This window comes from Paenibacillus sp. FSL L8-0494, from assembly GCF_038003695.1.
Taxonomy (GTDB): Bacteria; Bacillota; Bacilli; order Paenibacillales; family Paenibacillaceae; genus Paenibacillus_AQ; species Paenibacillus_AQ odorifer.
Genome location: NZ_JBBOPQ010000001.1, coordinates 3120292 through 3145835, shown reverse-complemented (window position 1 = coordinate 3145835; position 25544 = coordinate 3120292). Strand labels below are relative to the sequence as shown.

Genomic DNA, 25544 nt, shown 5'->3' with positions numbered 1-25544 from the left:
TCTCTTCTTTGATGAATTTAAGCAATCTCAGCTTCTTCATCCTCTAAACGTACTGAGACGAGCTTGGAGACGCCGCCCTCTTCCATCGTTACTCCGTATAACACGTCCGCCTCTTCCATCGTTCCTTTGCGGTGGGTAACGACGATGAACTGAGTTTGTTCAGAGAACTCGCGTAAGTACTGTGCAAAACGAACAACGTTTGCTTCGTCGAGTGCAGCCTCAACCTCATCCAATACGCAGAACGGAACTGGCTTCACTTGCAGGATAGCAAACAATAACGCCATCGCAGTTAGAGCGCGTTCGCCGCCGGATAAGAGCTGCAGATTTTGCAATTTTTTACCCGGTGGTTGGGCTACGATATCTATACCTGTTTCCAGCATATGTTCCGGATCCAGCAGCATAAGATCAGCTCGCCCGCCTCCGAACAGCTTTGAGAACACGGTCCCGAACTGTTTACGGATCGCATCAAAGGTCTGTTTGAAACGCTTGGACATTTCATCTTCCATCTCACGGATTACCTGATACAGAGTAGTCTTAGCTTCGACTAGATCATCTTTTTGTCCACTGAGGAACGTATACCGTTCATGGACCCGCTGATATTCTTCGATCGCCCCTAAGTTAACCTCACCTAGCGCAGAAATACTGCGTTTCAAACGTTGTACATCGGCTTGTGCGGCAGGTACATCTTCAGGCACCGGATATCTCTGTTTCGCTAATTCATAACTTAGCTCGTAGTCATCACTCAGCTTGCGGAGAATATTATCCAGCTCCACATCGAGTCGACCAACAGAAACTTCAGTGGCACGCAGCTTGTCCTCCACTACTTTAAGGGCCTGACGTTGGTCTTTAGTCTTGCCTTCCTCAAGTTCCAGCTTACGGGTTAACGCTGTACGCTCAGCCCGGGCAAAATCCAAAGTTCCTGTCGTCTCTTCCTTCTTCAACCGGTAACTGTTCAAATCTTCCTTCTGCTTCACAGCTTCCAAAGCATTGTTAGCCAGATCTTGTTCTATCGTATGTAACAGATTTCGATTCTGGCGCAGCTCCTTGTCCTGTGAACCCACATCTTGTCTAAGGCGACGTAACTGCTCCTCCAAGGAGAATATCTCCTGATCAAGCTTGCCTTCCGAGACTTTCATACTGGTCAACTTGCCTTGCAGCTCTTCCTTAGCTGATTCATTCGCTTTACGCGCAGATTCAGCGTTACGGATACCCTCATGGGCTTCCTTTTCTTCCTTTTCAAGGCGTTCAAGCTCAGCAGTGGCTTGTTTCCGCGTCTCTTCAAGCGCACGTACTTCACTCTCAAAGCCGCTGCGTTCCGCACCTGTGCTCTCCACTTGCTCCTGCACATGCCGAAGCTCATGCTCGAGCTGCTTCAAATCACCGGAGACTCTTTGCTCTTCCAGTCTCTTCTCGTCACCATCACGGCGCAGGTCCTCCAGCTTCACGCTAGCGTTCTCCTGCTCCTCACGAAGTCTGGCAATGCCTTGCTTCAGCTTCACTATTTGACGTTCGCTTTCTTCAATTTCACTGCTTAATTGATCCAGCTGACGTTTGCGGCTAAGCAAGCTATTGTTCTTCTTATGCTGGCTACCCCCGGTCATCGAACCGCCGGCATTAACTACATCGCCTTCCAGTGTAACTACCCGATAACGATATTGGCATCTAGCGGCAATGCGGTTCGCTTGCTCCAAGCTCTCCGCAATAACCACATTGCCGAGCAAACTGCCGATAATGCTAGTATATTTATCATCGTAACCAACGAGTTCGGAACCAATTCCAACAAATCCGTCAGCATCACCCACCATACCACGGTCACTGCCAGAAATCTGGCGCGGCCGGATAACATCTAGCGGAAGAAAGGTAGCTCGTCCCAGCTGACGTTGCTTTAGAAATGATATCGCTTGGCGGGACACAGTCTCATTATCCATGACTACATGCTGAAGTGATGCACCTAGAGCAGTCTCAATCGCCATTTCCAGCTTCTCCGGAACGGAGATCAGCTCTGCAACCGCACCATGCACTCCGTTGAGCTGTCCTTTGCGGGCGCCCTTGAGCACTTCTTTAACCCCAAGCATGAAGCCATCGAAATCATCCTGCATCTCTTTCATGGTCTCATGACGAGAGACTTGCGCTTCCCGCTTCTGTTCCCACTTCCGAAGACCGGACTGTGTTTCTTCAATCAGCTTCTGACGTTTACTGAGCTGTTCACTTTCAGTGATGTAAGTCCCGCGAAGATTGCTAAGTTCCTTCCCTAGCTGGGCAATCTTGTCCTTCAGCCCTTTCTGGTTGGCAGCCAACTCTTCATGCCGGGCTGTCCATTTGCCGCTTTCTTCTTCACTGCGGCTCATACGACGTTCCAGATTCTCCTTCTGTTGATCCGCGTAACGAATTTCGTTACGTGCATTCGCCATAAGGTTCATTAACTCCAAAAGAGCACTTTTGAGCTTTTCTTCCTGGCTCTGGCTAATCCCGTCTGCCACACCTTCAAGCCTTGTCTCTTCATCTTCGATCTGTTTCCGAAGATCCACAAGCTTAAGCCGCGATTGTTCAAGCTTAAGCTCCAGATCCACGACTTCACGCTGACGATCTGCAGAACGCTCGCCAACCGAACCTAACGTGAGCATTAACTGCTCACGATTGCTTTCCAGATTTCGCTTGCGTTCCCTCAGCACTTCACCGTAACCTTCGCTCTTCTCAAATGCTTCGCTATAACGCAGCAATTGCTCTTGCTGCTTCTCGATCTGTGCTTCGAGTGTGCGCAGTTCAGAGCGTCCGCTCTCCAGCTTGGCATCATGCGCCGAAACAACGGTAGACAGCTCCAGCTGCTCGTCCTTCAACGTTTCAAGCTTTGCGTTACCTTCCTGCCAAGCGGTATGAATGCCTTCAATCTGGTGTACGTATACTGAAATTTCCTGATGTTTTAATTGTTCGCGAAGTTCCTTAAAGCGGATAGCTTTCTCGGACTGATCCTTAAGTGGCCCAATCTGATCCTCAAGCTCACTGATCAAATCATGAATACGAAGCAGGTTTTGCTCGGTATCATCCAGCTTTCGACTTGCGTCTTTCTTGCGCGATTTATATTTTACAATACCTGATGCTTCTTCAAAGATGCCTCGCCGATCTTCGGAACGAGTACTTAGAATTTCTTCAATCCTACCCTGCCCGATAATCGAATAGGCTTCACGTCCGATACCGGTATCCATAAACAGCTCTGTGATATCCTTCAAACGGCAGGATTGCTTATTAATTAAATATTCACTATCTCCACTGCGATGAACTCTCCGAGTCACTGTAACTTCGCTAAAATCCAGCGGAAGTGTGTGATCTTCATTATCAAGCGTAAGTGATACTTCGCCATAATTCACGGCTTTACGCGCATCACTTCCAGCAAAAATGATATCCTCCATCTTGCCGCCACGCAGTGATTTAGCACTCTGTTCGCCGAGTACCCAGCGTATGCCGTCAGAAATATTGCTTTTGCCGCTTCCGTTCGGGCCAACTACAGCCGTTATACCGCGCACAAATTCCATTTCTGTTTTGTCGGCAAATGATTTAAAACCAGCTAATTCTATCCGTTTCAAAAACATACTTGCCAATCACCTCTGACCCATTATACCATAGCGTTTGTACCCTAAAAAACCATTAAGATGCAGCTTATTCTATCCTTCAAGCATAAACGCCTTCCGCTTACCTTCCCTATAAGGACAGCAAGTGTCTAAGCGAGAAATAGAAGGCTACTTTATAACGTGGAACATATAAGTTCTTATATTGTCGAAAAAGAGCAGCAACGGTCTGAGCTCCGCCTAAACGCCGGTATTCAGACCTTTGCTGCTCTCCTCCGCTTGTCCCCTTGATGCAAAACTCAGGCACCGTCCTCTTTCAGATGCAAGAGTGCAGCTGCCGCTGCCTGCTGCTCTGCTTCCTTCTTGGACCGGCCGCTTCCTTTACCAAGTGAACGGTTAGCCATATACACCTCTGAGACGAATTCACGCTCATGTGCGGGTCCCCGTTCTTCTATAATTCGATATTCCAATGTACCCATATTGTGCTGCTGAATTAGCTCTTGCAGTTCCGTCTTATAATCGGTCATCTGCATTTGCAATTTCCCATCCGTCTCCACCAGAGGAAATACGTGATTATCAAGAAAACTTCGCACCGTTTCCAGTCCTTGGTCGAGATAAAGCGCTCCCACGAAGGATTCGAATACATCAGCCAGCAGGGCCGGGCGAGTACGTCCGCCCGTAAGTTCTTCCCCTTTGCCCAACAGTACATAACGGCCAAAACCTAAACTCTCCGCAAATTTGACCAGTGAAGGCTCGCATACAATAGCGGCCCGCAGCTTGGTCAACTCTCCCTCAGGTCGGTCTGGCAATAGATTGTACAAATATTCAGAAACCGTTAACTCCAGAACTGCATCCCCAAGAAATTCGAGACGCTCATTGTCCTGATGCTGATTGAAACGGTGTTCATTCACATAGGATGCATGGGTAAAGGCCTGCTTCAGAAGCACAGAATCGTGAAATTGGATTTGAAGTTGCTGTTGTAACTGCTTCAGTTCTCCTTTCACCGCACTGTCCCCTTACTAATTATATTTTTTTAGAATAACTGTTGCGTTATGTCCCCCGAAGCCGAACGAATTCGACATTACAATATCAAGATCAGCTTTACGTGGCACATTTGGTACATAATCCAGATCACATTCCGGGTCTTGGTTGTCCAAATTAATCGTTGGCGCAATCATCCCTTTTTGCAAGGAAAGGCCACAAATAATAGCTTCTACTCCACCAGCCGCACCCAGAAGGTGACCTGTCATGGATTTCGTTGAACTGATTGCCACTTTATATGCATGATCACCCAATGCTTTCTTAACAGCAGCAGTTTCTGATCTATCTCCTACAGGCGTTGAAGTACCATGAGCATTGATATAATCAATATCTTCAGGAGAGATACCAGCATCCCGGATTGCCATCTTCATGCAGCGAGCTGCACCATCTGGATCAGGCTCAGTCATATGATGAGCATCTGCGCTTAGACCATAACCGATAACCTCAGCATAGATCTTCGCTCCGCGTTTCTCAGCATGTTCGAGTGATTCCAGAATAAGAATCCCGGCGCCTTCACCCATAACAAAACCATCGCGATCCACATCAAACGGACGACTTGCCTTCTCAGGCTCATCATTGCGAGTGGACATTGCTCTCATTGCACAAAAACCAGCCATACCTGTTGGACGAATGGTCGCTTCGGAACCACCGCAGATCATTGCATCTGCGTCTCCACGTTGAATCAAGCGGAAGGATTCCCCAATGGAGTGACTTCCTGTAGCACAAGCAGTTACTGTCGTCGTATTAGGACCCTTTGCACCAAGGTTAATGGACAACTGTCCAGAACCCATGTTAGCGATCATCATCGGAATGAAGAACGGACTAACCCGCTTCGGTCCTTTTTCAAGCAACAAGTTATGATTGTCTTCCCAAGTTCCAAGACCACCAATACCTGATCCTACAGATACACCTATTCTTTCGGCATCAATATCTTCACCGATCTTAAGTCCGCTATCTCGCAACGCGTCCTCACCGGCAGCCACTGCAAATTGTACAAAACGGTCCATTTTGCGGGCTTCCTTACGACCAAAAAGTGCCTCTGGATCAAAATCTTTAACAGAGGATGCTATTTGCGTAGTATACTCACTGACATCAAAGGTCTCAACCTGTGATACACCGGATTTGCCGCTCATAAGATTATCCCAGAACGTCTCCAAATCTTTGCCCAATGATGTAACTACGCCCATCCCGGTAACAACCACTCTATGACTCAAACACAATCACCCCATCTATAGGTTGTATACATTATATTCAGAACTTATATACTTTCTGTTGCTACTATATGAACAGCGATAACCGCATCAATAACCATCCTGCGGTTCTGTTATATCCCTTATATAGTTGCTCAAGGCAACCTTTGATTCCTCTTTAATGCTCTATAAATGAGGAGAAGTCCCGCCCTAGCAGGAACGGGACTCTCAATCATATGACTCTAGGTATGAGATTGTATGTACTTCACAACTTCACCCACGGTCGTAATCGTCTCTGCATCTTCATCAGAGATTTCCATATCGAATTCATCTTCCAATTCCATAACCAATTCTACTACATCAAGAGAATCAGCACCTAAATCATCTTTGAAAGACGCTTCTAATGTTACCTCAGCTTCATCGGCACCTAAGCGGTCGATGACAATGCGTTTTACACGCTCTAATACATCGGACATCCGGTTCACCTCCTCTTTTGGTATTATACGAGATATGAGTTCAAAATACCATAGAGCGTCAAAAACGCTTTCTTTATCCCTCACATTTCAGCATTAAAACAGTGTAATTTCTCCTTGACGGAGAGTTACATATACATCCCGCCATCCACGTGTAGTGTCTGGCCGGTCATATACGCAGCGCCTTCAGAGGCCAGGAAGACTACAGCCATAGCAATCTCTTCAGGGCGCCCCAGACGAGCAAGTGGAATGCCCTTCTCAAGCTCACTGCGCACTTCCTCAGAGAGCTCACGCGTCATATCTGTATCAATGAAGCCAGGAGCGATACAGTTCACCGTGATCCCCCGTGAGGAAAGCTCACGAGCCGATGCCTTCGTTAAACCGATGACACCTGCCTTAGCTGCGGAGTAATTAGCTTGTCCAGGATTTCCTGTTACACCTACTACGGAAGAAATATTGATAATTCGCCCGTAGCGTTGCTTCATCATAGGGCGTGTAGCTGCCTTTAGGCAGTTAAACACCCCTTTTAGGTTCGTTTCGATCACTTGATCGAACTCTTCTTCTTTCATGCGCATAATCAGGTTGTCTCTGGTAATGCCGGCATTATTGACAACAATGTCAATACGTCCCCAGGTATTCAGAACCTCTTTGACAAGGTTCTCGGCCTGTTCACTATTGCCGACATCGCCACGAAGGGCAATACCCTCCGAGCCAAGCTCGACAATCCGAGCTACGGTCTCTTGTGCGGCTGCTTCACTGCCCGCATAGTTCACGGCCACCTTCACGCCATGTTCCGCGAGAGCAAGTGCAATACTGCGGCCGATGCCGCGAGAGCCACCAGTTACAAGGGCCGTTTGACCCCGCAATGCTGAGAACATCATTTATTCCCCCTTCGATCATATTGCTATTGATAAACAATGTTTGAACGTATCTTACAAGACAGCTTGCACACTTTCTAGCGTGTTAATGTTGATTACTTTGACCGTTTTGTCTATTTTGCGGATCAGACCTGCCAGAACACTGCCAGAACCAATTTCCACAAAAGTATCCACACCATCAGCAATCAGCCATTCAATACTGTCTTGCCAGAGCACAGGGGAGTACACCTGGCGGACAAGCAGTTCACGGATTTCTTCAGGATCCGTTACAGGTGCTGCGGTAACATTGACAATAACAGGTACAGCCGGAGCATTAAAAGTAACACTCTTCAGCTCGTCTGCCAAGCGGTCTGCCGCAGCCTTCATCATCGAAGAGTGAAAAGGTCCACTTACTTCCAGCGGAATAGCCCGCTTTCCGCCTGCTTCCTTAACACGCTGCACAACACCGTTAACCCCGGCTTGTGAACCAGAAACAACAATCTGTCCCGGGCAGTTCACATTCGCCAGTTCTACCACGCCGCTCTCCTCGGATACGCTCCGGCATAATTCTGCCAGAGCATCCCGCTCCGCACCAAGCACTGCAGCCATAGCTCCCTGTCCACCTGGAACAGCTTCCTCCATAAAACGACCGCGTAAACGCACAAGTCTTACAGCATCTTCATAGGACAATACGCCTGCCGCAACCAGTGCGCTGTATTCTCCTAGGCTATGACCAGCTACATAATCCGGCTTCATCCCTTGATCACGTAATGCTTCCAGATAAGCTACACTTGCTGTTAGCAGAGCTGGTTGCGTATTTACGGTCTGTTTCAAATCACTGTCAGGTCCTTCAAAAATCAGCTGGCTCAGTGAAAATCCGAGCACCTCATCACCTTTTTCGAATACCGCGCGGCTGTGCGGAAGAGCTTCATATACATCTCTACCCATTCCAACTGCCTGTGCACCCTGACCGGGAAAGACAAATGCGATTTTACTCATAAGTAAGAACTCCTTCCTCTATTACCAGATCAATACGGACGCGCCCCAAGTCAAGCCACCGCCGAATCCAACCATCAGAACCGTGTCGCCTTCCTTCATGCGTCCTTCTTCCGCCGCTTCCACTAGAGCTAGAGGAATAGAAGCTGCTGATGTATTAGCATATTTATCAACATTGATTACACATTTCTCCGGTGGCAGGTCAAGCCGCTGCATAGCGGATTGAATGATACGAATATTCGCTTGATGCGGCACGAACAAATCAATATCTTCTTTACCTAATCCTGCTTTGGTAAGCACACGTTCTGTAGCTGAGCCCATAACACGAACGGCAAACTTAAACACTTCACGGCCATTCATATAGATGAAATGTTTCTTGTCTTCAACCGTCTGCTGAGATGCAGGCAAGCGCGAGCCCCCAGCTTCCAGCTTAAGCAAGTTTCCTCCAGAACCTTCAGCACCCAGATCGAAGGATTGGAAACCGCGTCCCTCTGGAACCTCACCGATGATTACTGCTCCTGCACCATCGCCAAACAGTACACAGGTGTTACGATCCGTATAATCAGTGATGCGGGATAAAGTGTCCGCACCAATTATGAGTGCATTATTGTACATTCCGTTCTGAATAAAGCCAACCGCAGTAGCTAGGCTGTATACAAAACCAGAGCAGGCTGCTGACAAGTCAAATGCCGCAGCACCTTTAGCTCCAAGTTTATCCTGCAAAATGCAGGCTGTGGAAGGAAAGGAGCTATCAGGGGTTACCGTTGCAATAATAATAAGATCCAGATCTTCAGCTTTCATGCCTGCAGAATCCAAAGCTTTAAGTGCAGCTTCATAGGCTAAATCAGAAGTTGCCTCATGTGGTGCAGCGATATGTCTTTCACGGATCCCTGTCCGACTGACGATCCATTCATCGTTAGTCTCCACTATTTTTTCTAGATCACTGTTTGTTAAAATTTTCTCAGGTACATATTTACCCGTACCGATAATCCCAACCGGCCGCAACTGTTTCATTTCGTCACTCACTTCCCGCTAATTTCCTTGGATATACTTGGCACAAGATCGGCTTGCAGAGCAATCCGCGCTTGTCTTACCGCATTTTTAACCGCATTTCCGTCTGAAGATCCGTGCCCCTTAACTACCAATCCGCTAAGACCAAGCAGCGGTGCACCACCATGCTCTTTGTAATCCATCTTGCCCTTCAGGGCTCTAAGCTCCGGCATCAGCATAGCCGCTCCAAGCTTAGTTTTCAGAGAACGACTGAATTGCTCCTTCAGCAAAGAGAACAATGCACCTGCTGTACCCTCAAGCGACTTCAATAGGATATTACCAGCAAATCCATCGCAGACAAGCACATCGCAGTTTCCTGTCAGTACGTCGCGTGCCTCAACATTACCGATAAAATGAATGCCTGGCAAGTTCTCCAGCAGTGGATAGGCTTCTTTGGTCAGCTCGTTGCCTTTTCCAGGCTCCGTTCCTACATTTAGAAGTCCAACCCGCGGCTTAGCAATACCGTGCACTTTATTCCGATAAATGCTGCCCATCAGCGCATATTGCACCAGATGTTCAGGTTTCGCATCCATGTTAGCACCAAGATCAAGCGCAAGCACGCCAACATCATCAAGTGTCGGAATCATAGGTGCCAGCGCAGGACGTTCAATCCCCTGCATACGGCCCACTACGAGTAACCCTGTAGTCATAAGCGCCCCTGTGTTACCTGATGAAATCATAGCATCTGCTTCGCCCTCACGCACCATACGTCCAGCTACAACCATGGATGAATCTTTTTTGCGGCGAACCGCCTTAACCGGCTCTTCATCAGAACCAATAACATCTCCTGCATGCCGCACACTAAGGTTGGACGGCTTGTCCTTCAGCAGCGGCTCTAGTCTGGCTTCGTCACCTACGAGCACAATCTGCGTATCTTTCCATTCCGCGGCCGCGGACAACGCCCCCTCGACATTACATTCAGGAGCGTTGTCCCCGCCCATGGCATCAATGGCGATCAGCACTACGGTTACCCCCTTCACTATACTCTTCATTAGCGGAACGATACACTATAAAGTGGCCTTGAAATACCAATTCTTCTCCGACATAGGTGAATACGTCCACCTCTGCTTTGCCGCCTCTGCCTGCAAGTGACCGCACTTGAGCTTTAGCAATGCACTTCTCACCAAGCAGAACCATACGAACAAAGCGTATGTCGGCTGAAGCAGTCAAGGCAATTTCATCGTTAATCACAGCAACCGCAAGCGAGTTGGCTTGAGCAAACACGTAGTGGCCACGGGCGATCCCATTTCTGGAAAAGACATGATCCTCACGAATTTCAAAGATCGAAATCCCGCTCTTATCGAGCTGTAAATCCACAATATCTCCGATCACTTCATCCGCAGGCAAAGAGCGCACCTGATCATAGGAATGCTCTGCCATTTGTTTCATTCTTTCACGCAGTTCTGGTATTCCCAGCTCCATCCGGTCTAACCGAATCGTCTGAATGCTCACCTTCAGCTGACGAGTCAACTCCCGATCAGTCACAAAAGGATTGCCTGCAATTATATGTAGCAGCTGTTGCTGACGTTCTTTCTTGGACATCCGCTCGATAGCGGCTCACCTCCTGGCACATGCCAAGCGTAAACGCCTTCGGCGTCCTAATAAGGACGGTAAGCGTTTAAGCGAGAAATATAAGACATAAAGTATAGGTGCATAACTTATACTTCCTTATATTTTAAAGAAAGCATCCGGCCTCTTGAATGGCCGCTGTTATATTAGGTCAAACAATCATAAATATTATTTAGAACCAGGTACTAATATGTAGTATAAAGCATGCCGCACCAAAAATAAAGCATTGACTTCTGAGCGGAACATAAAGTACAGGTGCAAACCCTATCTTTATTATATTTAAGCAAAAAAATAGTACCTCACCGAAGTGAAGTACTACTTATTCTGAAACTATTGTTTGATGATTTCTCTTGCTTTGTAAGTTCCGCAAACTTTGCATACGTGGTGAGCTAGTTTCAACTCTCCGCATTGTTCACATTTCACCATGCCCGGCACAACCAACTTAAAGTGGGTGCGACGTTTGTCACGGCGTGTTTTAGACGTTCTACGTTGTGGTACTGCCATGTGTTCCACCTCCTCGTGATATTTCTGTCAGCCTGCTCCTCAGAGCAGGATGTGTTTTGTTGTAATGTTTCATTTGAAAAAGTCTTTCAACCCAGCGAGTCGAGGATCGATCACTGTGTTGTCGCAACTGCAGGTGCCTTCGTTCAAGTTCTGTCCGCATTTCTGACAAAGACCAAGACAGTCTGCCTTGCACAATACCGAATCCGGTAAGTGCAGTACGAAATTTTCTTCCACATACGGGATAAGATCCACAACCTCATCCTTGACGTAAATGAGATCCTCATCTTCGTCATCATCTGGAAGAACTGGCTGCTTAAGCCACTTGAAAGTCTCAGCAAAAGGAATGTTCAAATCACTTTTGACCTCCGTGAGACAACGTGAACATAACATGTCCACATCTCCACTCAGTTTCCCCACCACGTTCACACAATCGGTTCCCGCGGGCAGCGCTTTAAGGTCTACTGAGAGCGGAGCAACAGTTAGAATATCCTTGCGCCCTTTGACTACCTCGCTGACATCCACAACATCGTGAATATGTAACGGTTCGTCGGCATTCGCTAATTTGCGAAAGTGAATCTGCATACTTATCACTCCCAAACAAACAAAATTTATTATACCTAGTATTCTATACCTTTGTCAACCATTTTCCCTTTATATTGTTTCAGAAAATGCGGTGAATTATGATATAACTATTAGTGTAAATCAAAAGATCAGCTTGTGCTAACAGTATCTCTAGAAATCTACCCTACTAAACTCAATAAATATACCTTACTTATCGGAGGGAAGCCACAGTGACAACGGTTGGAATCATCGCAGAATACAATCCTTTACATAACGGACACGTGCATCACTTCACAGAAGCCAAAAGACTCTCCGGCGCAGAGCGCACCATCGTCGTCATGAGTGGTCCCTTTACCCAGCGCGGCGAGCCGGCGGCGGTTAGCAAGCAGGCCCGGACAGAGATGGCGCTGCATATGGGCGCCGACCTCGTCATTGAGCTGCCGGTGGCCTATGCCGTCCAGCCAGCCGAGTGGTTCGCGTTCGGAGCAGTTGCACTGCTGGAAGCGACCGGGGTCGTGGACAGCTTGTGCTTCGGCTCCGAAGCCGGCACTTTGGGCTCGCTGCTCCCGCTGGCCAGATATCTGGCTGAGGAAAGTAGCGAGCTTCAGAGCGAGATCCGCCGCCGCATGGCGCTCGGAGCAAGCTTTCCCGCCGCCTACAGCGCAGCGGCGGCGGTGGCCTTTGAAGGGACTCTCCCGGAAACGGAGAGTCCCGGAGATGCAGGCAAGCTGCTGCGCCAGCCGAATAACAGCCTTGGCCTGCATTATCTTATCGCCTTGCAGCGGCTGCACAGCAAGATAATGCCACTAACCGTTCCGCGCACGGCAGCAGGCTTCCATGATCCATTACAAGCCGACTCTTCTATTGCAAGTGCGACGGCCATCCGCAAGCTGCTGCAAGAAGGCGGATCTCCTGCTGCTTATATGCCGGATTATAGCGTGTCCATTTTGGAAAGAGAGCATGCAGCCGGAAGGGGTCCTCTGAGCTTAGAGAGCTTCAATATCCCGCTCCGCCATCTGCTGTCTACCCATACCGCTGCCGAGTTACAAGCAATCCACGATATGAATGAAGGCTTGGAGAACCGGATACTGCGGCTTTTACCTGAGTTGGAGCAATTCTCACTTTCAGGCCTGCTTCACACCCTTAAGAGTAAGCGCTACACGCATACACGGCTCCAACGGCTGCTGCTACATGTTCTGTTAAATCATTCTAAAAAAGAAATGACCCCTTCCATACTAGCAGAGGGGCCCGGATATATTCGCATTCTTGGTTTTAGAGAAAGCGGACGAGCACTGCTTAAAGAGATGAAACAAAAAGCAACGTTGCCCATCGTCATGCGCCCGTCCCTTTGTTCCCATCCGCAGCTTGAGCGAGATCTTCAAGCCGCTTCCGCTTTCGCGGGAGCTTTTAAGGAACCCCGCAGAATCGATATGTACCGCGATTATTTGGAACCTCCGGTCATGGTTTGACCGGCAGTTCCTCCATATACTTCAGCGCCTCATCCAGCGTAGATACAGGCACCAGCTTCATAGATGTGCCGATTTTATCAGCTTTTGCTTTGGCTTCGTCATAATTCTTAACAGGCACGAAAAAAATCTCCGCCCCTTCTCGGTCCGCAGCCACGATCTTGTGTTTCACTCCACCGATAGCACCTACCACACCCTCAGCGTTAATCGTACCCGTCCCTGCAACCCTATGGCCTTTAGTTAAATCACCAGAAGTAAGGCGATTGTAAATTTCCATAGTGAACATTAGCCCTGCCGAAGGTCCACCAACATTTGTATCTACAAAACTGACAGCTTTCCCTGCTTCTTTTGGTTTTACTTTTTGAACGGCGGCAATAGTGACTCCAAATCCAGGCCGAACGGCAACGCCCTCTTTATCCTTTATTTCCACCAGCGTCACTTGTTCTTTTACTTCCTTGCCATTTCTTTGCAAAACAACAGCCACTTGATCTCCGATTTTTTTAGAGGAGAGCAGTTTAGACAGTGCTTCAGGATCGGGCACTTTTTGTCCTTCTACGCTAATGATTTTATCACCCGGCAGAAATTGTCCTTTATTACTTTCTACAGGAACCGAAAAGACGTAGAGATAATCCACTACATCCTCATATGGAATTCCCGCTGCATGATAAGCGGCCTGAACAGAATAAGACTGTGAGCTATTCATGTAAAAAACCTGCTCCGCAGCATATTCGTCTTCTGACTTATCCCCTAGCCGGGTTTCTTTTCGCACAACCTCTGAATTGGAATTAAAAGCAGAGGCGACCAATAAGGCCACATTAGCATAACTAGCAGACACCGTAGTCATCATAAACGTTCCTTCTTCAGCCGGATCGGCATTCTCCACCTTAATCATAGGGGCAACTTCAGATGCACTGCCTGGCTGATATACGATGTACGGGGTGTTCATAAAGACAAATACATACACGATAACTACAAACGTAAACAGATAAGCTGTGGCGCGGAAACCCGGCCGATGCTTCAGTTGCTTCACTGCTCTTCCCTTCTTTCCCGCGGCACATTTAGGATATGAATGATTGAACTTCATTACCGCTTCGACTAGTGGTTTGGCATGATGGTTGTCTACTCTGCATAAATTGATAACACATCGTCCATGCCTTAAGTTATGAAGAGGTGATCTGAGAAATGAAAAATATTCAAATACGCCGACTAGCTACACGCTCCACACCATTTATACCCGGGATTATGGCAATCCTGATAGCCATTGCAATTATTATCTCACCGGAGAGCTCCTTTGAGGCTTCACTCCAAGGATTGAAGCTTTGGTGGACACTCGTATTCCCTGCCCTGCTCCCCTTCCTGATGCTGTCAGAGATGCTTACCGCTTCGGGTTTCGTGCATGGTTTTGGAGTGCTTCTGGAGCCATTGATGAAAAAGGTCTTTCGTCTGCCCGGTGCCAGCGGCTGGACCTTGGCACTCGGAATCACAGCCGGATTCCCCGGTGGAGCTGGAGGGGTCATGCAGCTACACAAGCAGAACAGCATCTCTGACAAGGAAGCCGCTCGACTTGCAGCACTTACACACTTCGCCAGCCCAGTAACCATGCTTATAGTAATTGGCATAGCTTTTCTACACAGTAATTCAGCAGGTTATTTCCTGCTGGCCATCCATTGGATCTCTGGACTTCTAGCCAGCTATACCGATGCTCTGTTAAAGGGACGGTCAGCGAACACGAAACCAGTTGATAAGATTTCTGCGGACACCAAACGTCCTTCTTTATATAGTCGTGTTCAGCTTGCAGCAACAGATGCCAGAGCAAAAGACGGTCGCAGCTTCGGCAAGCTTCTCGGTGAGTCCGTAGCTAATGCCGTGCAAAGTCTGATGGTCGTGGGCGGTTACATGATTATGTTCGCTGTAGTCATCAATATCATCACTACTGTACTTCCCGCATTGCCAGCTGCTCTGCCAGCAAGCCTACTGGAAATTCATTTAGGCGCCGACGCAATCAGCAAAGGGCTGGAAAGCATTGGAACAGGTCCCTCTAGTATGCTCGGGATAGCTTTGCTGTCTGCTGCACTGGGCTGGAGCGGACTATGTGCACAACTACAGGTGCTGACCATGCTCAAACAAGCCAGAGTCAGATTTCTACCCTACGCTACGGTTCGTCTGATGCATGGACTTTATGCTTTTCTGTTAACTTTATTGCTCTGGAAACCATTGCTGGCTATCCGTAAAGCTGCTTTACCAGCACTTGCAGACTCACGCCCGACTCCAACCGGCACCATGAATGTTACGGACATATGGAGCTCTTTTCCACAGCTGCTAAGTCTGCAAGCACTTCTGCTCATCATACTGTTGGGATTATCTGCTGGAACTTATCTGGTAAGTACTATTCGCCATCGACTCGGTTAAATTTACGCTTCATCGCTTGTTCAACCTCAGGCGTCACAAAATCAGTCACATTCCCGCCGAAATGGGCGATCTCTTTAACAACACTGGAACTTAAGTAGGAATATTTCGGATTAGTCATCATAAAAATCGTTTCCGCATCGGGATCCAGGCTATGGTTGATCGATGCGTTTTGCAGCTCATATTCAAAGTCAGTAACGGTACGGATACCCCGAACTATGACCTGAGCATCTTTTTGACGAACATAATTCACTAACAGATCACGGAAGCTGTCAATTTCCACATTGGGAATATCAGCGGTCGCCTGTCTTAATAGCTCTGTCCGTTCATCTACAGTAAACAGCGGGTTTTTACTCAAATTATTAAGCACCGTTACAATCAAACGGTCGAATTGCTTGGATGCGCGCCGAATAATATCCATATGTCCCATAGTCACGGGATCAAAGGTACCTGGATAAATGGCAACACGTTCTTTTCTAATTTGCTGACTCATTCTCTACCTCCTCACCAGCTTCACTTTCCTCTGTAGGATTAGCTTCATACTGGTAAATAGAAATTGTCGTTTCTCCGTATACGGCCTGACGCAGCCTATAAAATCCTGGAATATCTTCAGGATAGGCATAACTTGATTCATGCTCCAGAACAATAATCGCGTCCTCTTGCAGCATTCCTTTTTCGACCATCATAAGCATAAGTTCATCCCCGTGCTTCAAGCGATAGGGAGGGTCCAAAAAGACCAAATCAAAAACTTTTCCCCGCTTCTCCAGCGCACCTAGCGCCCTTCCAGCTTCATTACGGTACACCTGCGCTTGTTCTTCCAGCTTGGTAGCCTTCAGATTGGCGCGGATCGTGTCGATACTTTTAGGATCCATATCAACAAATACACCGCTTTCCATCCCTCTGCTTAAGGCTTCGATCCCCAAACCACCAGTACCGGCGAATAAATCCAGCACCGCTCCACCTTCGAAATATGGGCCTACCATGCTAAATACAGCTTCCTTCACCTTATCGGTCGTAGGCCTTGTCCCACTTCCCGGAACACTCTTCAGTGGCCTTCCTTTTGCACTTCCCGATACCACTCTCACTGTTATTCACCCGCTCTATATCTCTGTTTGTTATGCCCAAAAGGGCATAAGTCCACGCCTATCGTAACACATTTGCGCGATGAAATAAAAAATTTGTCTAGATATGAAATAAGAAGGCGAAACAGCTTATTCAGAGAAATAAGTCATCTTAATGTATAAGATTGGACTTCCAGGGACATCATGTAATTATCGACACCACAAATGTCGTAGACAACCGCGGAGCAGGCTTACGTTTCCCCATAAGCTCTTCGTCCGGTTTCTCCTCTCCCATGAAAGGGGCTCTCGAAAGAGGGCCCCGAATTTATATTCATGAATCCTTATAGATAAAGGATTTCCTGATTGATATCATTCTTATTAACTACTTAAAAAGATCTACTGTTGACGAATTGTTGACGTTTTTTTATTTCTACTTCATAATAACTGTCTTAAAGCCGATGCTTCAGTTACTCCACTTCTATAAGAAGTTTTTACTGCTTCCAGTACACTATTTAAAAAGTAGTTTTCCAATTCATTACGTAGGACTGGTTCTACTGATTGAAGAAGCATAACAAACTGTTGATAGTCATCATTCGTTTCACCTTTTAAAACTACCTCCACGATCTCTTCGGTTCTCTTTTCAATAACTGGCTCTAAAAATTCTATGATATCCATTAAGTTCATCCTCTCAGATTTACATGCTGCATTTCTGGTGTTTTATCTTTGTCAATAACTTTTCGAAAAGAGAATCAAGTATAATAATTGTTATTTAATTGTGCTATGCTATTAGTGAAAATTGATTTTTTAAGATTAGGGGGTGTCTGCCAGGACGCGCCCTTTATCTTTTTTATGTAACTGTGATATAATTCCAACGATATTCATCACCTCTCTTTGATAACAAAATAGGAGGTTGTTATGGCGCTTCTGATTCAAGGGAAGTGCCTACTGCGTACGCTCCGAGAATCTGCTCGACTAACACAAGCGGATTTGTCTAAAAATCTCAGAACGTTTTACGGAGTATCCATTTCAGTTAGTCACTTATCGCGTATCGAACGAAGCGAACGGCCAATGAACACAATACAAATGCGTGCCGTTTGCTTAGCTCTTAAATGTGAAGAAGCTGAACTCTATGAATGGATATTGCAGTAGGTCGGAGTGATTCACGCTCCTCCCGAACGAAGAAATAGCCCATAGCACGCAACCAAGTAAAAGGTCAATACTGTTTCATAGCGCGAATATACTTATATTAAAAACCAAATTGTGTATTTTGTATATTGCAAATGGCTGGACAGATTGCATATACGAACATGAGTTTTTAACTTTACATTTTATGAATATTGTGGTAATAAAAAAAGAGCCTTTAATAAAGACTCTCACTTGCCGTAATAATTATATTAGGATTGACTAACATCAAACTTTCTGCAACCTCTTTAAAGCGGTATCTTGCAATCATACAGCGTTTTGATTTACTCGTGAAATCTTTTTCGAAATACGCTATTTTTAAAGTTTTATCTAGCACTTCTATTTTTTCCAAATTCACACAATTACTTCTGTCAGCAATTCCAAATCTGTACCCACTGTTATTTAAAGTTTTATTCCAATATTTTAGAGTTCCTACTGTAAAATAAATTTCCTCTGCAGTATGGACAGCGACTTTATCTGAACTCATAGCAAAATCCAACATTAGTATACTATCAACATCTATATTGTTTAATCCAGATTCTCCCTCTGGATCACGAGTTACGGATAGTTTCAGCACACCTATCACCTACTTCTCTATTTTAGCAACTCCTCCGGCACTTCTCCATTATACACGTACCAAGCACTTGCGGTGCTTACTGAAGATAAAGCTACAATTCCAAGAAGAGCAGCCACGTTTACCAGCGCCTTACGTTTAACACTTGCCATTATTTTTTTCATTTGTTATCACCTCCTTTCATGCGAATTAAAGAGATACTTTGCGCGAGGAATGCAGCGCCGATTACTGGTGAAGCTATTAAAAAATTAGACGATACGATCATCAATGATACAATCTTTAAAGCAGGATAGTAATTTTTAGGGATTCGGGATTGTTTCTCGATATTCGACGGCGCAAATAACCCCACAAGAATAAAGCTTACAATACCCAATGTCATGATCGTCCAATATTCAAAGTCAGCAAGGGAAATTGAAGTAATCAATACAGTCGAAAACAGAACACATTTCATTCCGGACCGCATGTGATACCCACCAGACGCCTGTCGTAAGAAAGGAAAAACAGTAAGTGCTATCGTTACCTCTAGTGTTCTTCCCGTTAATGTTGATATCAGTAACGATAGGACGATTATCATTAACGCATTTATAATGATTGAAAGTGCATATTTCATCACAGTAATTGTAATAGGGCTATCGGGGACACTCTTCTTTATTCCTTGAGCGATTCTCAAGGAGAGAAAATCAATCATCTATCCTTCTCCTTTTTAACTGCGTAATAAGCGAAGAAGATAAATGCGATGGATACAGAGATAACATCAATTAATGTGTTGCCTCTGTATAGAAGCCAGATCGTTAGTAATAGTGCACAGCCGATAAGTGTGTATACATAGATCGCCTCACGTTTTAGTCTTAACTTTTCAAAGTCAAAAGTGAACCCTCCACCTAGCATATAAAAAACACGAGCTCCACCTATGCCTAATACACTGCTGATTGTTTGCAACAAATACCCTTTTTCGGGATGTAATGTCAATTCATTTACGGATAAATATCCAAATGATACTTGGACTAGAGCGACTTGCAGGAGTACGTAAGCAAAATAACCCATTACAGATATAACAGCAGACCAGACCAGTGGGATTCGCATCACAACTGTAAATAGCAAGACAAACAGTAGAATATTGATAAAGGGTACAATTGCGGTTAACTGTAGGTCTTCTCTAAAAAAGAAACTCTGTAAATCCATTAACAAGATTATGAATAATGCTGGGAATATGATTTCCGTTGGTTTCAATCTAAATAAAGCACAAATAATAAAATAGATAGCTATAAACTCTAATGTTGAGAAAAATACAAACCCCACTGGCTCCCACGACAAAACACAACACCGCCTGTCATAATTTTCATTCATTAGGTTAATTATATAACCCTACCAAGTATTGAGTATACTACTTATTTACTACGTAATAGGTCTATCAGGCGCCATTAACTTAATACCCTTTCACCAACCTTCCTGAGCGTCTAAGCCAATCCATCTTAACTAGAAGATCCATTTCCCAATTAGTATCATGAGTAGATCTAGCTTGGATAAGTTGATTATTAAGAGTATTATAATCCCAACAATACTTTGCATTCTCATGAAGGCAATGTTGCAACTCTATAGCTAGTTCCTCACTTAATGGTCCTTTCAAATTCTCGTGGAATATCTCAGCTAATCTTTGGTGAGCTGCCAACATATCTATCACTCCTATACATGTGAGGACGCGCGCTGCCCTCTTATGACGGATACCGCGACCATCCCGGCATAATTGATCGGTAGGTTTCGACCAGTCCCGTAGCTGGTCCAAGGCGCTCTCAGCGCTCATCAGGCGGATTAATCAAACGAATTTTCTTAAATACGTTTTGCCTCTTCTATCGTCTTAAAATCAAATTCGTAATACACTGCCCCGACTACTTCTCTGATCCGCTCATTACTCCAGCCCTTGCGCTCCAACGCCGCTCGGATGTACCCCCAGGCAGGCGTTATTACTCCATTGTTCCATAACCTTCATTTCCTCCTGTAGAGGGGCTGTAGCCCTGTGTTATTCGATATTCGTTGCAGCTACCATGTACTCAGCATGTGAAATCCCAGCAGCTTGACGTATGATCCTCATTGATCTGTCAATGCCACTCATTCCCCCGGAAACCTGACCGTCCATATATTTGTCTGCACTTTCTTCGAAGAAGCACGACTCCCGAATTTCTTTCAGTCTTAGATACTCAACGTGTAGCAGCATAACCATTTTCAATGCTTCCTTTTTTTCCATTCCCTCATCCCTCCCGAGTATGCACGCCAGCTAAGTTAATTTGACTTATTTAATAGGTCGATAAATCAAGAATATCACGACTTATTTAGTAAGTCAACATCAAATTGACTTGTTTTATAAGTCGTGTTATTTTTAATGCAGGAGGGCTGTCCGATGTTGAAATCTAAGCTAAAGGTTATTGTGGACGAACGCGGTTTATCTATTAGAGAAGTTGCGCGCGGAACGGGGATAAACTTTGAGGTTGTAAGACGGGTCTACAATGACACAATGGAACGTTATCCCCGGGATGTGTTGGACAAGCTTTGCAAATACTTGAATGTAACTGTACAAGATATCCTTGAATTTACACCTGAAGACGAAGAAACCCCACCAGTATAATCGCTGACGGGGTTTTTTATACTTTAATTTTTATGCTTTACTGATGTTCAGAAAATGATCAGTAGTTTGGGGTTTGATAAGAATAGTATATTAATATCCAGGGGCTTCAGCCCCACTAAAGGAGGAACAACATGACACTCAAATTAGACTTCGTCCTCAAATCACTTCGGGATTCTGACGGTTCTCCTTACGAGACGGCAATCAGGATCATTAAAAGTGAAATTCGCGGAAATAAATCACCTTTTGCGAAGGTAAGAAGCGTCAAGATTGTCTTGAATGCACTCGACTCACTTAACGATGAAATTATTAATTGAATTAAACGCTTGATGAGCGCACTAAGCGCCTTGGACCCGCTACGGAATTCCGCTAAGAGTTGACCATGCATGGCTGACCTTTACATAGAATACTCTTCGAAAAATTGATATGATAAAATTGACCTGCTTAACTTTCATCTTGGAGTGATGGTAATGATAAATTCTTTAGAGATAAATAAACCGTTAAAGTCGTATTTTTCTATACCTTAACATCTTTATTTTATGGATATCGCTTGTATAAAAGCCGTGGCTCAAGAAGAAGAACGGGGACCCGATTTAACGGGGCTTATTAATGCTCTATACATCCAAGGTTATTTAGATCTTGAACGTTTATTAGACTGCACATGGAAAGAAATATATCAGGTGCCAAGGATTGGTATTAAAAGGCAAAGGCTTCTACTCAGTTTACTAGAACGAATTTCTGCAGATCCCAAGACAATAGAAAATCACAAAATCGCCCCAACGGTTGCAATGCACAATGAAAAAGATATCGGAGACTTGACCTTAAAGAAAATTATTAGAAAATATAAAGATACACAGGTGGATTTATTGAAGGTACGGGAAGTAGCCGAAAAAGAAGCTCGTTTAAAGAAGATAAAAGATAGGTTACGTGAAATGGGGATGATATATTGACAATCCCCATTAGTTAAACTTACGGGTTTCCCCATATTCCAGGGGAGTCAACCTCTTTATATAGTTACATATATAATTCCATCTAGTTTTATCCGCTCCCAAACCTCATCTGAGGTCCTCAACTTAAATTGCTGTAGTTGCTGATTTACACACATCACCATACCACAGATATCCTTATTCTCAACTAAGTCAAATAGCGTAGGCATAACTGCGTTATTGTTTATTAATAATTGCAAAGAACTTGATCCCTAACTGATTATCTTCCTTAATATTGATTAAAAATAGGCCTATATTGGGGTACAGATTGGTATCACCAATCATGTCCTCAAATATAGGCCTCCACGTATTTAAGTGTTTTTGTCATTTTATTTAGATCGATTTAAAGTTTAAACAGAATATAAACCGATACTAATAAACAAATAACGCCGGCGATTCCTAGAAGCAAAGTTGAAGCAGGTGAATATTTTTTTTCATAATGTGACTCTCCCAATTGTAAAAACAATGACGCACTCATACTTAAAACCATAAAAAATAGGTAGATTGAGCGATGAGGATCTAGGAAAATCAGGACGACAAATATTACTGTTACAATGTTGAAAAAATATCGTGCAAATCTGATTAGAGATGTGTTCTGCAATTGATACACCTCACAAACATTTATTAATACTCGTTCACCACTTGTCCTCCATTATTATACAACACACTATAGGCATTTTTTATAGCAGCCCGACCACTATTCCCATTTTCATAGATTGCATAAGCACTTGCAGAAGACCCTATAAGCCCCAGCACAAATCCTGGTGTCAATATGCCTGCACCGGACGCTATGAGAGCTGCAGACGCAGTTGAAATATTTGAACGAGCACTGGCTACATTATTAGCATACATTTTAAAATCTGATACAACAGAACCTTGGTTAGCCAACAAGACTACTTTAGGCCATTTTTCGCCTCCAGGATCAAGAAAAAAGTTAGTATTGTCTGAATAGGAAAAACATTGAAAGCGAGTAGCATTCGAAGTTGTAGCGTTTGTATAATATGCACCGTAGTAGTATCCGCCAGCTTCAGTAAGATATCTAGGCATCATCCCTAATTCTTCATTCAAAGATATTTCTGAGTTCAGCACTTCATCACTAAGTTGCTGTCCATCAATAAAATAATCGCCAGCAGATGTGATTACTATTTCCGTGTGTTTAATTTCATCTTGAAATAGCCTAGCATAATCACTTGATGGCTCATTAAAAGTGTAACGAATGTCTTCTTTAAGATCAAGTTTTGTTTCTGTGTCTGTGATTATCTTTTCTATAATTGTATCTACTGTTTTTGTACCTACTACCTCATTGTTATCATCTAAAACATCAGTAGTGAGATTATAGGGTATAATTTCGCTTGAGTTTTCTGTAGTTCTATCTGCTGAATTGGCATAAGTTGAACCTGAGAAAACAATCACGATACACAAAGTCAATATAAAACTGGTGATTTTCTTAAAATTATTCATTATTATTCTCCCTCAAATTTTATTTTTATGTTTAAATCCCTATCCTCCTCCCTGTTAAATTTGTGTTCAACAAAACAATATCACACATCATTTGAGAATAATGTCGTTTTATGTATTTTAAACAACATCATCCTTAAAAGTTAATATTTAGTGAATTTTTAATGAGATATAACTACATGCAGTTGCTCCGTTATCACTTAGCTGCCAAGCAAATATATTTTCCATTAGAAACACTCTTGGCGCTCCTGTATTTAATCATGTTGCGCGTACTTGCCGACTTTATCTATGTTTTGACCAATTTGCATTTCCATGCTAATAGCTTTCCAGTAGCAAGAACGTTCGTTTGCTTTATAATCAAATGTGTATTCGTTAATCAACATAAAAAAACCCGCCAACCACTTTAGGTTGACGAGGTATTTGTTATTCCTCTCTTTGAAAAGTTTGCAACTCGCACAACTTCATAATTCCAGCATAGAATAAAACCGGACATTCATACAAAACTCAACCCTCAGGTGACCTGAACTCACTGGGGGTCTTTTTAGTATTTAGATACAAAAAAACCGCCGACCAATTAAGGTTGACGGGTATCTATTATACACACTTATGCCAATATCACGCTTAAAATATTACAACATTGTCAATTGTCCATTATTTTGCGTCATTAACAATGAAGTGGGTATTTTAATGAATATAAACATCTTATGAAAGGAGTCTATAATGTGAATCTTACACTGATTTATCACGCAATTGAAACAGAATTACAACTACAAATACATTTAGTCAGTGGAGAGACATATGTTGGTTTTTGTCAGGAGAGCGACTCTTCAGGTTACTTCACAATAAGAACTATGAGCGGTTTATTTTCTTTTCCTTCTTGGGCGATCAAACGTATTAAAGAAGTATGATATCCGATAAAAAAACCAAAGGGTGTCGTACGGGGTATGTATATATCCTCTAAATTCTTATCTTCCCGAGTTCCAGCGTCTTAATGGAATTCGGTGTATACCCCCCCTACGATTCTTAAGAATCCGTTAAAAAACTCCGACGACTTCAGGTTGACGAGGTAATTTCTATATACACTTATGCCAAAACCATCCTAAATTCAAACTCACTTCTCATGTAATAAGCATCCGCGACTTTAACACTAACTGGACTCCATTTCTGAATCGGACCTCTACAATCAATTATACAGCCAGCCAGATCACCACGGCGTTCTAGTATATCCACTTGAGACTGTTTTAAGGCAGCTGTTAGAAATTCAGAGTCTGTCTTGAGGACTTTGTATATATTGCTCAACATGATCACTCCTATGTATTATAAATAATTTTTTCTGGCTACACTATTTCTTTGCAACCAGTCGTTTTTCTGCTCTAAAATCCTTCTTAATAACTTTGTTGCAGTTCATGTAATTATCCCATGAATCTAGTATAATTCTGGGTTCCGACTCAATGATATCTTTTGCTTTATTTATCTCTCCTGACTTAAATAAGTCCATGATATTAATGAGATCACTGCGATTATGTAATTTCACTGCGTTATAACCAGCAAGTTCTTCACACGCTGAGGTATATTGATTTGAGGATATTACCATGGACTTCTTTGCCCTGTAATATCTCATGGAACTATAGACCTCTTGAACAGCTCCTACCCCTACTGGATAGGAATAACGCTTTGCCTGAACGACAATTCGATATCCTTCCCGATCAGTAAAAACTAAATCAGATCCGAAATCTCTGCTCCCTCTGGTTTTATATGCATCATTGTACCCCAGCGCTAAAAATAGCCGATACAGATATTCTTCAAAGTCAGTTCCGTCTTCCATTCGGTCTATGTCCTGGATCGTAATCTTAAGTGGATCAATTACTATACTTCGGGGAGGGTAACTCTTCTTTCTTGATAAAACTTTGAATACAAAAGCAGCAGTAATGATAACAAGAATAACCATAAAAATTATAATTTTTGTCAACCAGCAACCCCCATTAATATA

31 protein-coding genes are annotated in these 25544 nt (G+C 44.2%); 7 read left to right on the top strand and 24 right to left on the bottom strand.

The window, feature by feature from the left end; all coding sequences use genetic code 11:
• Positions 1 to 17: 17 nt before the first annotated feature.
• The 11 genes from smc to NYE35_RS14315 all read right to left on the bottom strand — a co-directional run bounded on the left by smc (position 18) and on the right by NYE35_RS14315 (position 11825).
• Positions 18 to 3587 carry a chromosome segregation protein SMC gene (gene smc, locus NYE35_RS14365; RefSeq protein WP_094901809.1) on the bottom strand — a complete coding sequence of 1190 codons (3570 nt, stop codon included), beginning with the start codon at positions 3585 to 3587 and terminating at the stop codon, positions 18 to 20.
• Positions 3588 to 3862: 275 nt separating this feature from the next.
• Positions 3863 to 4567: a ribonuclease III gene (gene rnc / locus NYE35_RS14360; RefSeq protein WP_038570606.1), complete on the bottom strand. Its 705-nt coding sequence runs from the start codon at positions 4565 to 4567 to the stop codon at positions 3863 to 3865.
• Between the two features lie 15 nt (positions 4568 to 4582).
• The gene (gene fabF / locus NYE35_RS14355; protein ID WP_076101782.1) at positions 4583 to 5818 is read right to left on the bottom strand and encodes a beta-ketoacyl-ACP synthase II; all 1236 of its coding nucleotides are present in this window, start codon (positions 5816 to 5818) and stop codon (positions 4583 to 4585) included.
• Between the two features lie 218 nt (positions 5819 to 6036).
• Complete coding sequence (locus tag NYE35_RS14350) at positions 6037 to 6270, bottom strand: acyl carrier protein (RefSeq protein ID WP_036686493.1); 234 nt, start codon at positions 6268 to 6270, stop codon at positions 6037 to 6039.
• Positions 6271 to 6395: 125 nt separating this feature from the next.
• Positions 6396 to 7145: a 3-oxoacyl-[acyl-carrier-protein] reductase gene (fabG, locus tag NYE35_RS14345; protein ID WP_036686492.1), complete on the bottom strand. Its 750-nt coding sequence runs from the start codon at positions 7143 to 7145 to the stop codon at positions 6396 to 6398.
• A 54-nt stretch (positions 7146 to 7199) separates the two neighbouring features.
• A complete protein-coding gene (gene fabD / locus NYE35_RS14340; RefSeq protein ID WP_036686490.1) occupies positions 7200 to 8123 on the bottom strand; it encodes an ACP S-malonyltransferase in 924 nt (307 codons plus the stop codon).
• Positions 8124 to 8144: 21 nt separating this feature from the next.
• Entirely contained in the window at positions 8145 to 9134 is a 990-nt protein-coding gene (locus NYE35_RS14335; RefSeq protein ID WP_139329841.1) for a beta-ketoacyl-ACP synthase III, read from the bottom strand.
• 8 nt (positions 9135 to 9142) lie between these two features.
• Positions 9143 to 10132, bottom strand: a complete 990-nt coding sequence (plsX, locus tag NYE35_RS14330; RefSeq protein ID WP_038570599.1) for a phosphate acyltransferase PlsX — start codon at positions 10130 to 10132, stop codon at positions 9143 to 9145.
• Positions 10116 to 10712 (bottom strand): transcription factor FapR, encoded by a 597-nt coding sequence (gene fapR / locus NYE35_RS14325; RefSeq protein WP_036686484.1) that lies wholly within the window; start codon positions 10710 to 10712, stop codon positions 10116 to 10118. The genes plsX and fapR overlap by 17 nt, the downstream gene beginning before the upstream one ends.
• Before the next feature lie 357 nt (positions 10713 to 11069).
• Complete coding sequence (gene rpmF / locus NYE35_RS14320) at positions 11070 to 11243, bottom strand: 50S ribosomal protein L32 (protein WP_019911234.1); 174 nt, start codon at positions 11241 to 11243, stop codon at positions 11070 to 11072.
• A 69-nt stretch (positions 11244 to 11312) separates the two neighbouring features.
• Entirely contained in the window at positions 11313 to 11825 is a 513-nt protein-coding gene (locus NYE35_RS14315) for a YceD family protein (RefSeq protein ID WP_036686482.1), read from the bottom strand.
• 209 nt (positions 11826 to 12034) lie between these two features.
• Here NYE35_RS14315 and NYE35_RS14310 point away from each other — a divergent pair, with 209 nt between their 5' ends.
• The gene (locus tag NYE35_RS14310) at positions 12035 to 13273 is read left to right on the top strand and encodes a nucleotidyltransferase (RefSeq protein ID WP_341121407.1); all 1239 of its coding nucleotides are present in this window, start codon (positions 12035 to 12037) and stop codon (positions 13271 to 13273) included.
• On the opposite strand, the gene NYE35_RS14305 is transcribed toward NYE35_RS14310, so the two are convergent.
• Entirely contained in the window at positions 13263 to 14300 is a 1038-nt protein-coding gene (locus NYE35_RS14305) for a SepM family pheromone-processing serine protease (RefSeq protein WP_076273826.1), read from the bottom strand. The two genes, NYE35_RS14310 and NYE35_RS14305, sit on opposite strands and share 11 nt — an antisense overlap.
• Positions 14301 to 14452: 152 nt before the next feature.
• On the opposite strand from NYE35_RS14305, the gene NYE35_RS14300 reads away from it, so the two are divergent.
• Positions 14453 to 15679 carry a nucleoside recognition domain-containing protein gene (locus NYE35_RS14300; RefSeq protein WP_051491461.1) on the top strand — a complete coding sequence of 409 codons (1227 nt, stop codon included), beginning with the start codon at positions 14453 to 14455 and terminating at the stop codon, positions 15677 to 15679.
• Here NYE35_RS14300 and coaD read toward each other — a convergent pair.
• From coaD to NYE35_RS14285, 3 genes are all read right to left on the bottom strand, one after another.
• A complete protein-coding gene (coaD, locus tag NYE35_RS14295) occupies positions 15657 to 16169 on the bottom strand; it encodes a pantetheine-phosphate adenylyltransferase (RefSeq protein WP_036686476.1) in 513 nt (170 codons plus the stop codon). The two genes, NYE35_RS14300 and coaD, sit on opposite strands and share 23 nt — an antisense overlap.
• The gene (rsmD, locus tag NYE35_RS14290) at positions 16153 to 16761 is read right to left on the bottom strand and encodes a 16S rRNA (guanine(966)-N(2))-methyltransferase RsmD (protein WP_036686473.1); all 609 of its coding nucleotides are present in this window, start codon (positions 16759 to 16761) and stop codon (positions 16153 to 16155) included. Before rsmD ends, coaD begins: the two co-directional genes overlap by 17 nt.
• Before the next feature lie 411 nt (positions 16762 to 17172).
• A complete protein-coding gene (locus NYE35_RS14285; protein WP_341121405.1) occupies positions 17173 to 17412 on the bottom strand; it encodes a hypothetical protein in 240 nt (79 codons plus the stop codon).
• A gap of 240 nt (positions 17413 to 17652) precedes the next feature.
• Between NYE35_RS14285 and NYE35_RS31430 the strand changes: the two genes are divergently transcribed.
• On the top strand, positions 17653 to 17886 hold the full coding sequence (locus tag NYE35_RS31430; RefSeq protein WP_076138641.1) for a helix-turn-helix domain-containing protein: 234 nt from the start codon (positions 17653 to 17655) through the stop codon (positions 17884 to 17886).
• A 211-nt stretch (positions 17887 to 18097) separates the two neighbouring features.
• On the opposite strand, the gene NYE35_RS14280 is transcribed toward NYE35_RS31430, so the two are convergent.
• The 6 genes from NYE35_RS14280 to NYE35_RS14260 form a co-directional block, all read right to left on the bottom strand.
• The gene (locus NYE35_RS14280; protein ID WP_076138651.1) at positions 18098 to 18496 is read right to left on the bottom strand and encodes a LytTR family transcriptional regulator DNA-binding domain-containing protein; all 399 of its coding nucleotides are present in this window, start codon (positions 18494 to 18496) and stop codon (positions 18098 to 18100) included.
• A gap of 17 nt (positions 18497 to 18513) precedes the next feature.
• Complete coding sequence (locus NYE35_RS14275; protein WP_081389185.1) at positions 18514 to 18657, bottom strand: cyclic lactone autoinducer peptide; 144 nt, start codon at positions 18655 to 18657, stop codon at positions 18514 to 18516.
• Complete coding sequence (locus NYE35_RS14270) at positions 18654 to 19181, bottom strand: accessory gene regulator ArgB-like protein (protein ID WP_076208543.1); 528 nt, start codon at positions 19179 to 19181, stop codon at positions 18654 to 18656. The genes NYE35_RS14275 and NYE35_RS14270 overlap by 4 nt, the downstream gene beginning before the upstream one ends.
• Positions 19178 to 19807: a hypothetical protein gene (locus tag NYE35_RS14265; RefSeq protein ID WP_341121402.1), complete on the bottom strand. Its 630-nt coding sequence runs from the start codon at positions 19805 to 19807 to the stop codon at positions 19178 to 19180. Before NYE35_RS14265 ends, NYE35_RS14270 begins: the two co-directional genes overlap by 4 nt.
• Before the next feature lie 112 nt (positions 19808 to 19919).
• Positions 19920 to 20165, bottom strand: a complete 246-nt coding sequence (locus NYE35_RS31425) for a DUF7667 family protein (RefSeq protein ID WP_076138644.1) — start codon at positions 20163 to 20165, stop codon at positions 19920 to 19922.
• Positions 20166 to 20510: 345 nt separating this feature from the next.
• Positions 20511 to 20735: a hypothetical protein gene (locus NYE35_RS14260; protein ID WP_341121400.1), complete on the bottom strand. Its 225-nt coding sequence runs from the start codon at positions 20733 to 20735 to the stop codon at positions 20511 to 20513.
• A 153-nt stretch (positions 20736 to 20888) separates the two neighbouring features.
• On the opposite strand from NYE35_RS14260, the gene NYE35_RS14255 reads away from it, so the two are divergent.
• The 3 genes from NYE35_RS14255 (at position 20889) to NYE35_RS14245 (ending at position 22060) form a co-directional block, all read left to right on the top strand.
• Positions 20889 to 21113, top strand: coding sequence for a helix-turn-helix domain-containing protein (locus NYE35_RS14255; RefSeq protein ID WP_076190027.1), 225 nt, complete (start codon positions 20889 to 20891; stop codon positions 21111 to 21113).
• 131 nt (positions 21114 to 21244) lie between these two features.
• The gene (locus tag NYE35_RS14250; RefSeq protein ID WP_341121397.1) at positions 21245 to 21427 is read left to right on the top strand and encodes a hypothetical protein; all 183 of its coding nucleotides are present in this window, start codon (positions 21245 to 21247) and stop codon (positions 21425 to 21427) included.
• Between the two features lie 222 nt (positions 21428 to 21649).
• Positions 21650 to 22060 carry a hypothetical protein gene (locus tag NYE35_RS14245; protein ID WP_341121395.1) on the top strand — a complete coding sequence of 137 codons (411 nt, stop codon included), beginning with the start codon at positions 21650 to 21652 and terminating at the stop codon, positions 22058 to 22060.
• A gap of 660 nt (positions 22061 to 22720) precedes the next feature.
• On the opposite strand, the gene NYE35_RS14240 is transcribed toward NYE35_RS14245, so the two are convergent.
• Positions 22721 to 23557: a hypothetical protein gene (locus NYE35_RS14240; RefSeq protein ID WP_341121393.1), complete on the bottom strand. Its 837-nt coding sequence runs from the start codon at positions 23555 to 23557 to the stop codon at positions 22721 to 22723.
• 719 nt (positions 23558 to 24276) lie between these two features.
• Between NYE35_RS14240 and NYE35_RS14235 the strand changes: the two genes are divergently transcribed.
• Positions 24277 to 24462: a hypothetical protein gene (locus tag NYE35_RS14235; RefSeq protein ID WP_341121391.1), complete on the top strand. Its 186-nt coding sequence runs from the start codon at positions 24277 to 24279 to the stop codon at positions 24460 to 24462.
• 175 nt (positions 24463 to 24637) lie between these two features.
• Here NYE35_RS14235 and NYE35_RS14230 read toward each other — a convergent pair whose 3' ends face one another.
• Complete coding sequence (locus NYE35_RS14230) at positions 24638 to 24856, bottom strand: hypothetical protein (protein ID WP_341121389.1); 219 nt, start codon at positions 24854 to 24856, stop codon at positions 24638 to 24640.
• Positions 24857 to 24896: 40 nt separating this feature from the next.
• Positions 24897 to 25523 carry a restriction endonuclease gene (locus NYE35_RS14225; protein WP_341121387.1) on the bottom strand — a complete coding sequence of 209 codons (627 nt, stop codon included), beginning with the start codon at positions 25521 to 25523 and terminating at the stop codon, positions 24897 to 24899.
• Positions 25524 to 25544: the final 21 nt, after the last annotated feature.

What these genes read in the sequence shown, in the direction of transcription:
- smc (WP_094901809.1), bottom strand. Translation starts at nt 3,587, where the DNA reads ATGTTTTTGAAACGGATAGAATTAGCTGGTTTTAAATCATTTGCCGAC.
- NYE35_RS14350 (WP_036686493.1), bottom strand. Translation starts at nt 6,270, where the DNA reads ATGTCCGATGTATTAGAGCGTGTAAAACGCATTGTCATCGACCGCTTA.
- fabG (WP_036686492.1), bottom strand. Translation starts at nt 7,145, where the DNA reads ATGTTCTCAGCATTGCGGGGTCAAACGGCCCTTGTAACTGGTGGCTCT.
- fabD (WP_036686490.1), bottom strand. Translation starts at nt 8,123, where the DNA reads ATGAGTAAAATCGCATTTGTCTTTCCCGGTCAGGGTGCACAGGCAGTT.
- NYE35_RS14335 (WP_139329841.1), bottom strand. Translation starts at nt 9,134, where the DNA reads ATGAAACAGTTGCGGCCGGTTGGGATTATCGGTACGGGTAAATATGTA.
- fapR (WP_036686484.1), bottom strand. Translation starts at nt 10,712, where the DNA reads ATGTCCAAGAAAGAACGTCAGCAACAGCTGCTACATATAATTGCAGGC.
- rpmF (WP_019911234.1), bottom strand. Translation starts at nt 11,243, where the DNA reads ATGGCAGTACCACAACGTAGAACGTCTAAAACACGCCGTGACAAACGT.
- NYE35_RS14315 (WP_036686482.1), bottom strand. Translation starts at nt 11,825, where the DNA reads ATGCAGATTCACTTTCGCAAATTAGCGAATGCCGACGAACCGTTACAT.
- NYE35_RS14300 (WP_051491461.1), top strand. Translation starts at nt 14,453, where the DNA reads ATGAAAAATATTCAAATACGCCGACTAGCTACACGCTCCACACCATTT.
- coaD (WP_036686476.1), bottom strand. Translation starts at nt 16,169, where the DNA reads ATGAGTCAGCAAATTAGAAAAGAACGTGTTGCCATTTATCCAGGTACC.
- NYE35_RS14285 (WP_341121405.1), bottom strand. Translation starts at nt 17,412, where the DNA reads ATGGATATCATAGAATTTTTAGAGCCAGTTATTGAAAAGAGAACCGAA.
- NYE35_RS31430 (WP_076138641.1), top strand. Translation starts at nt 17,653, where the DNA reads ATGGCGCTTCTGATTCAAGGGAAGTGCCTACTGCGTACGCTCCGAGAA.
- NYE35_RS14275 (WP_081389185.1), bottom strand. Translation starts at nt 18,657, where the DNA reads ATGAAAAAAATAATGGCAAGTGTTAAACGTAAGGCGCTGGTAAACGTG.
- NYE35_RS14270 (WP_076208543.1), bottom strand. Translation starts at nt 19,181, where the DNA reads ATGATTGATTTTCTCTCCTTGAGAATCGCTCAAGGAATAAAGAAGAGT.
- NYE35_RS31425 (WP_076138644.1), bottom strand. Translation starts at nt 20,165, where the DNA reads ATGTTGGCAGCTCACCAAAGATTAGCTGAGATATTCCACGAGAATTTG.
- NYE35_RS14260 (WP_341121400.1), bottom strand. Translation starts at nt 20,735, where the DNA reads ATGGAAAAAAAGGAAGCATTGAAAATGGTTATGCTGCTACACGTTGAG.
- NYE35_RS14255 (WP_076190027.1), top strand. Translation starts at nt 20,889, where the DNA reads ATGTTGAAATCTAAGCTAAAGGTTATTGTGGACGAACGCGGTTTATCT.
- NYE35_RS14250 (WP_341121397.1), top strand. Translation starts at nt 21,245, where the DNA reads ATGACACTCAAATTAGACTTCGTCCTCAAATCACTTCGGGATTCTGAC.
- NYE35_RS14245 (WP_341121395.1), top strand. Translation starts at nt 21,650, where the DNA reads ATGGATATCGCTTGTATAAAAGCCGTGGCTCAAGAAGAAGAACGGGGA.
- NYE35_RS14240 (WP_341121393.1), bottom strand. Translation starts at nt 23,557, where the DNA reads ATGAATAATTTTAAGAAAATCACCAGTTTTATATTGACTTTGTGTATC.
- NYE35_RS14230 (WP_341121389.1), bottom strand. Translation starts at nt 24,856, where the DNA reads ATGTTGAGCAATATATACAAAGTCCTCAAGACAGACTCTGAATTTCTA.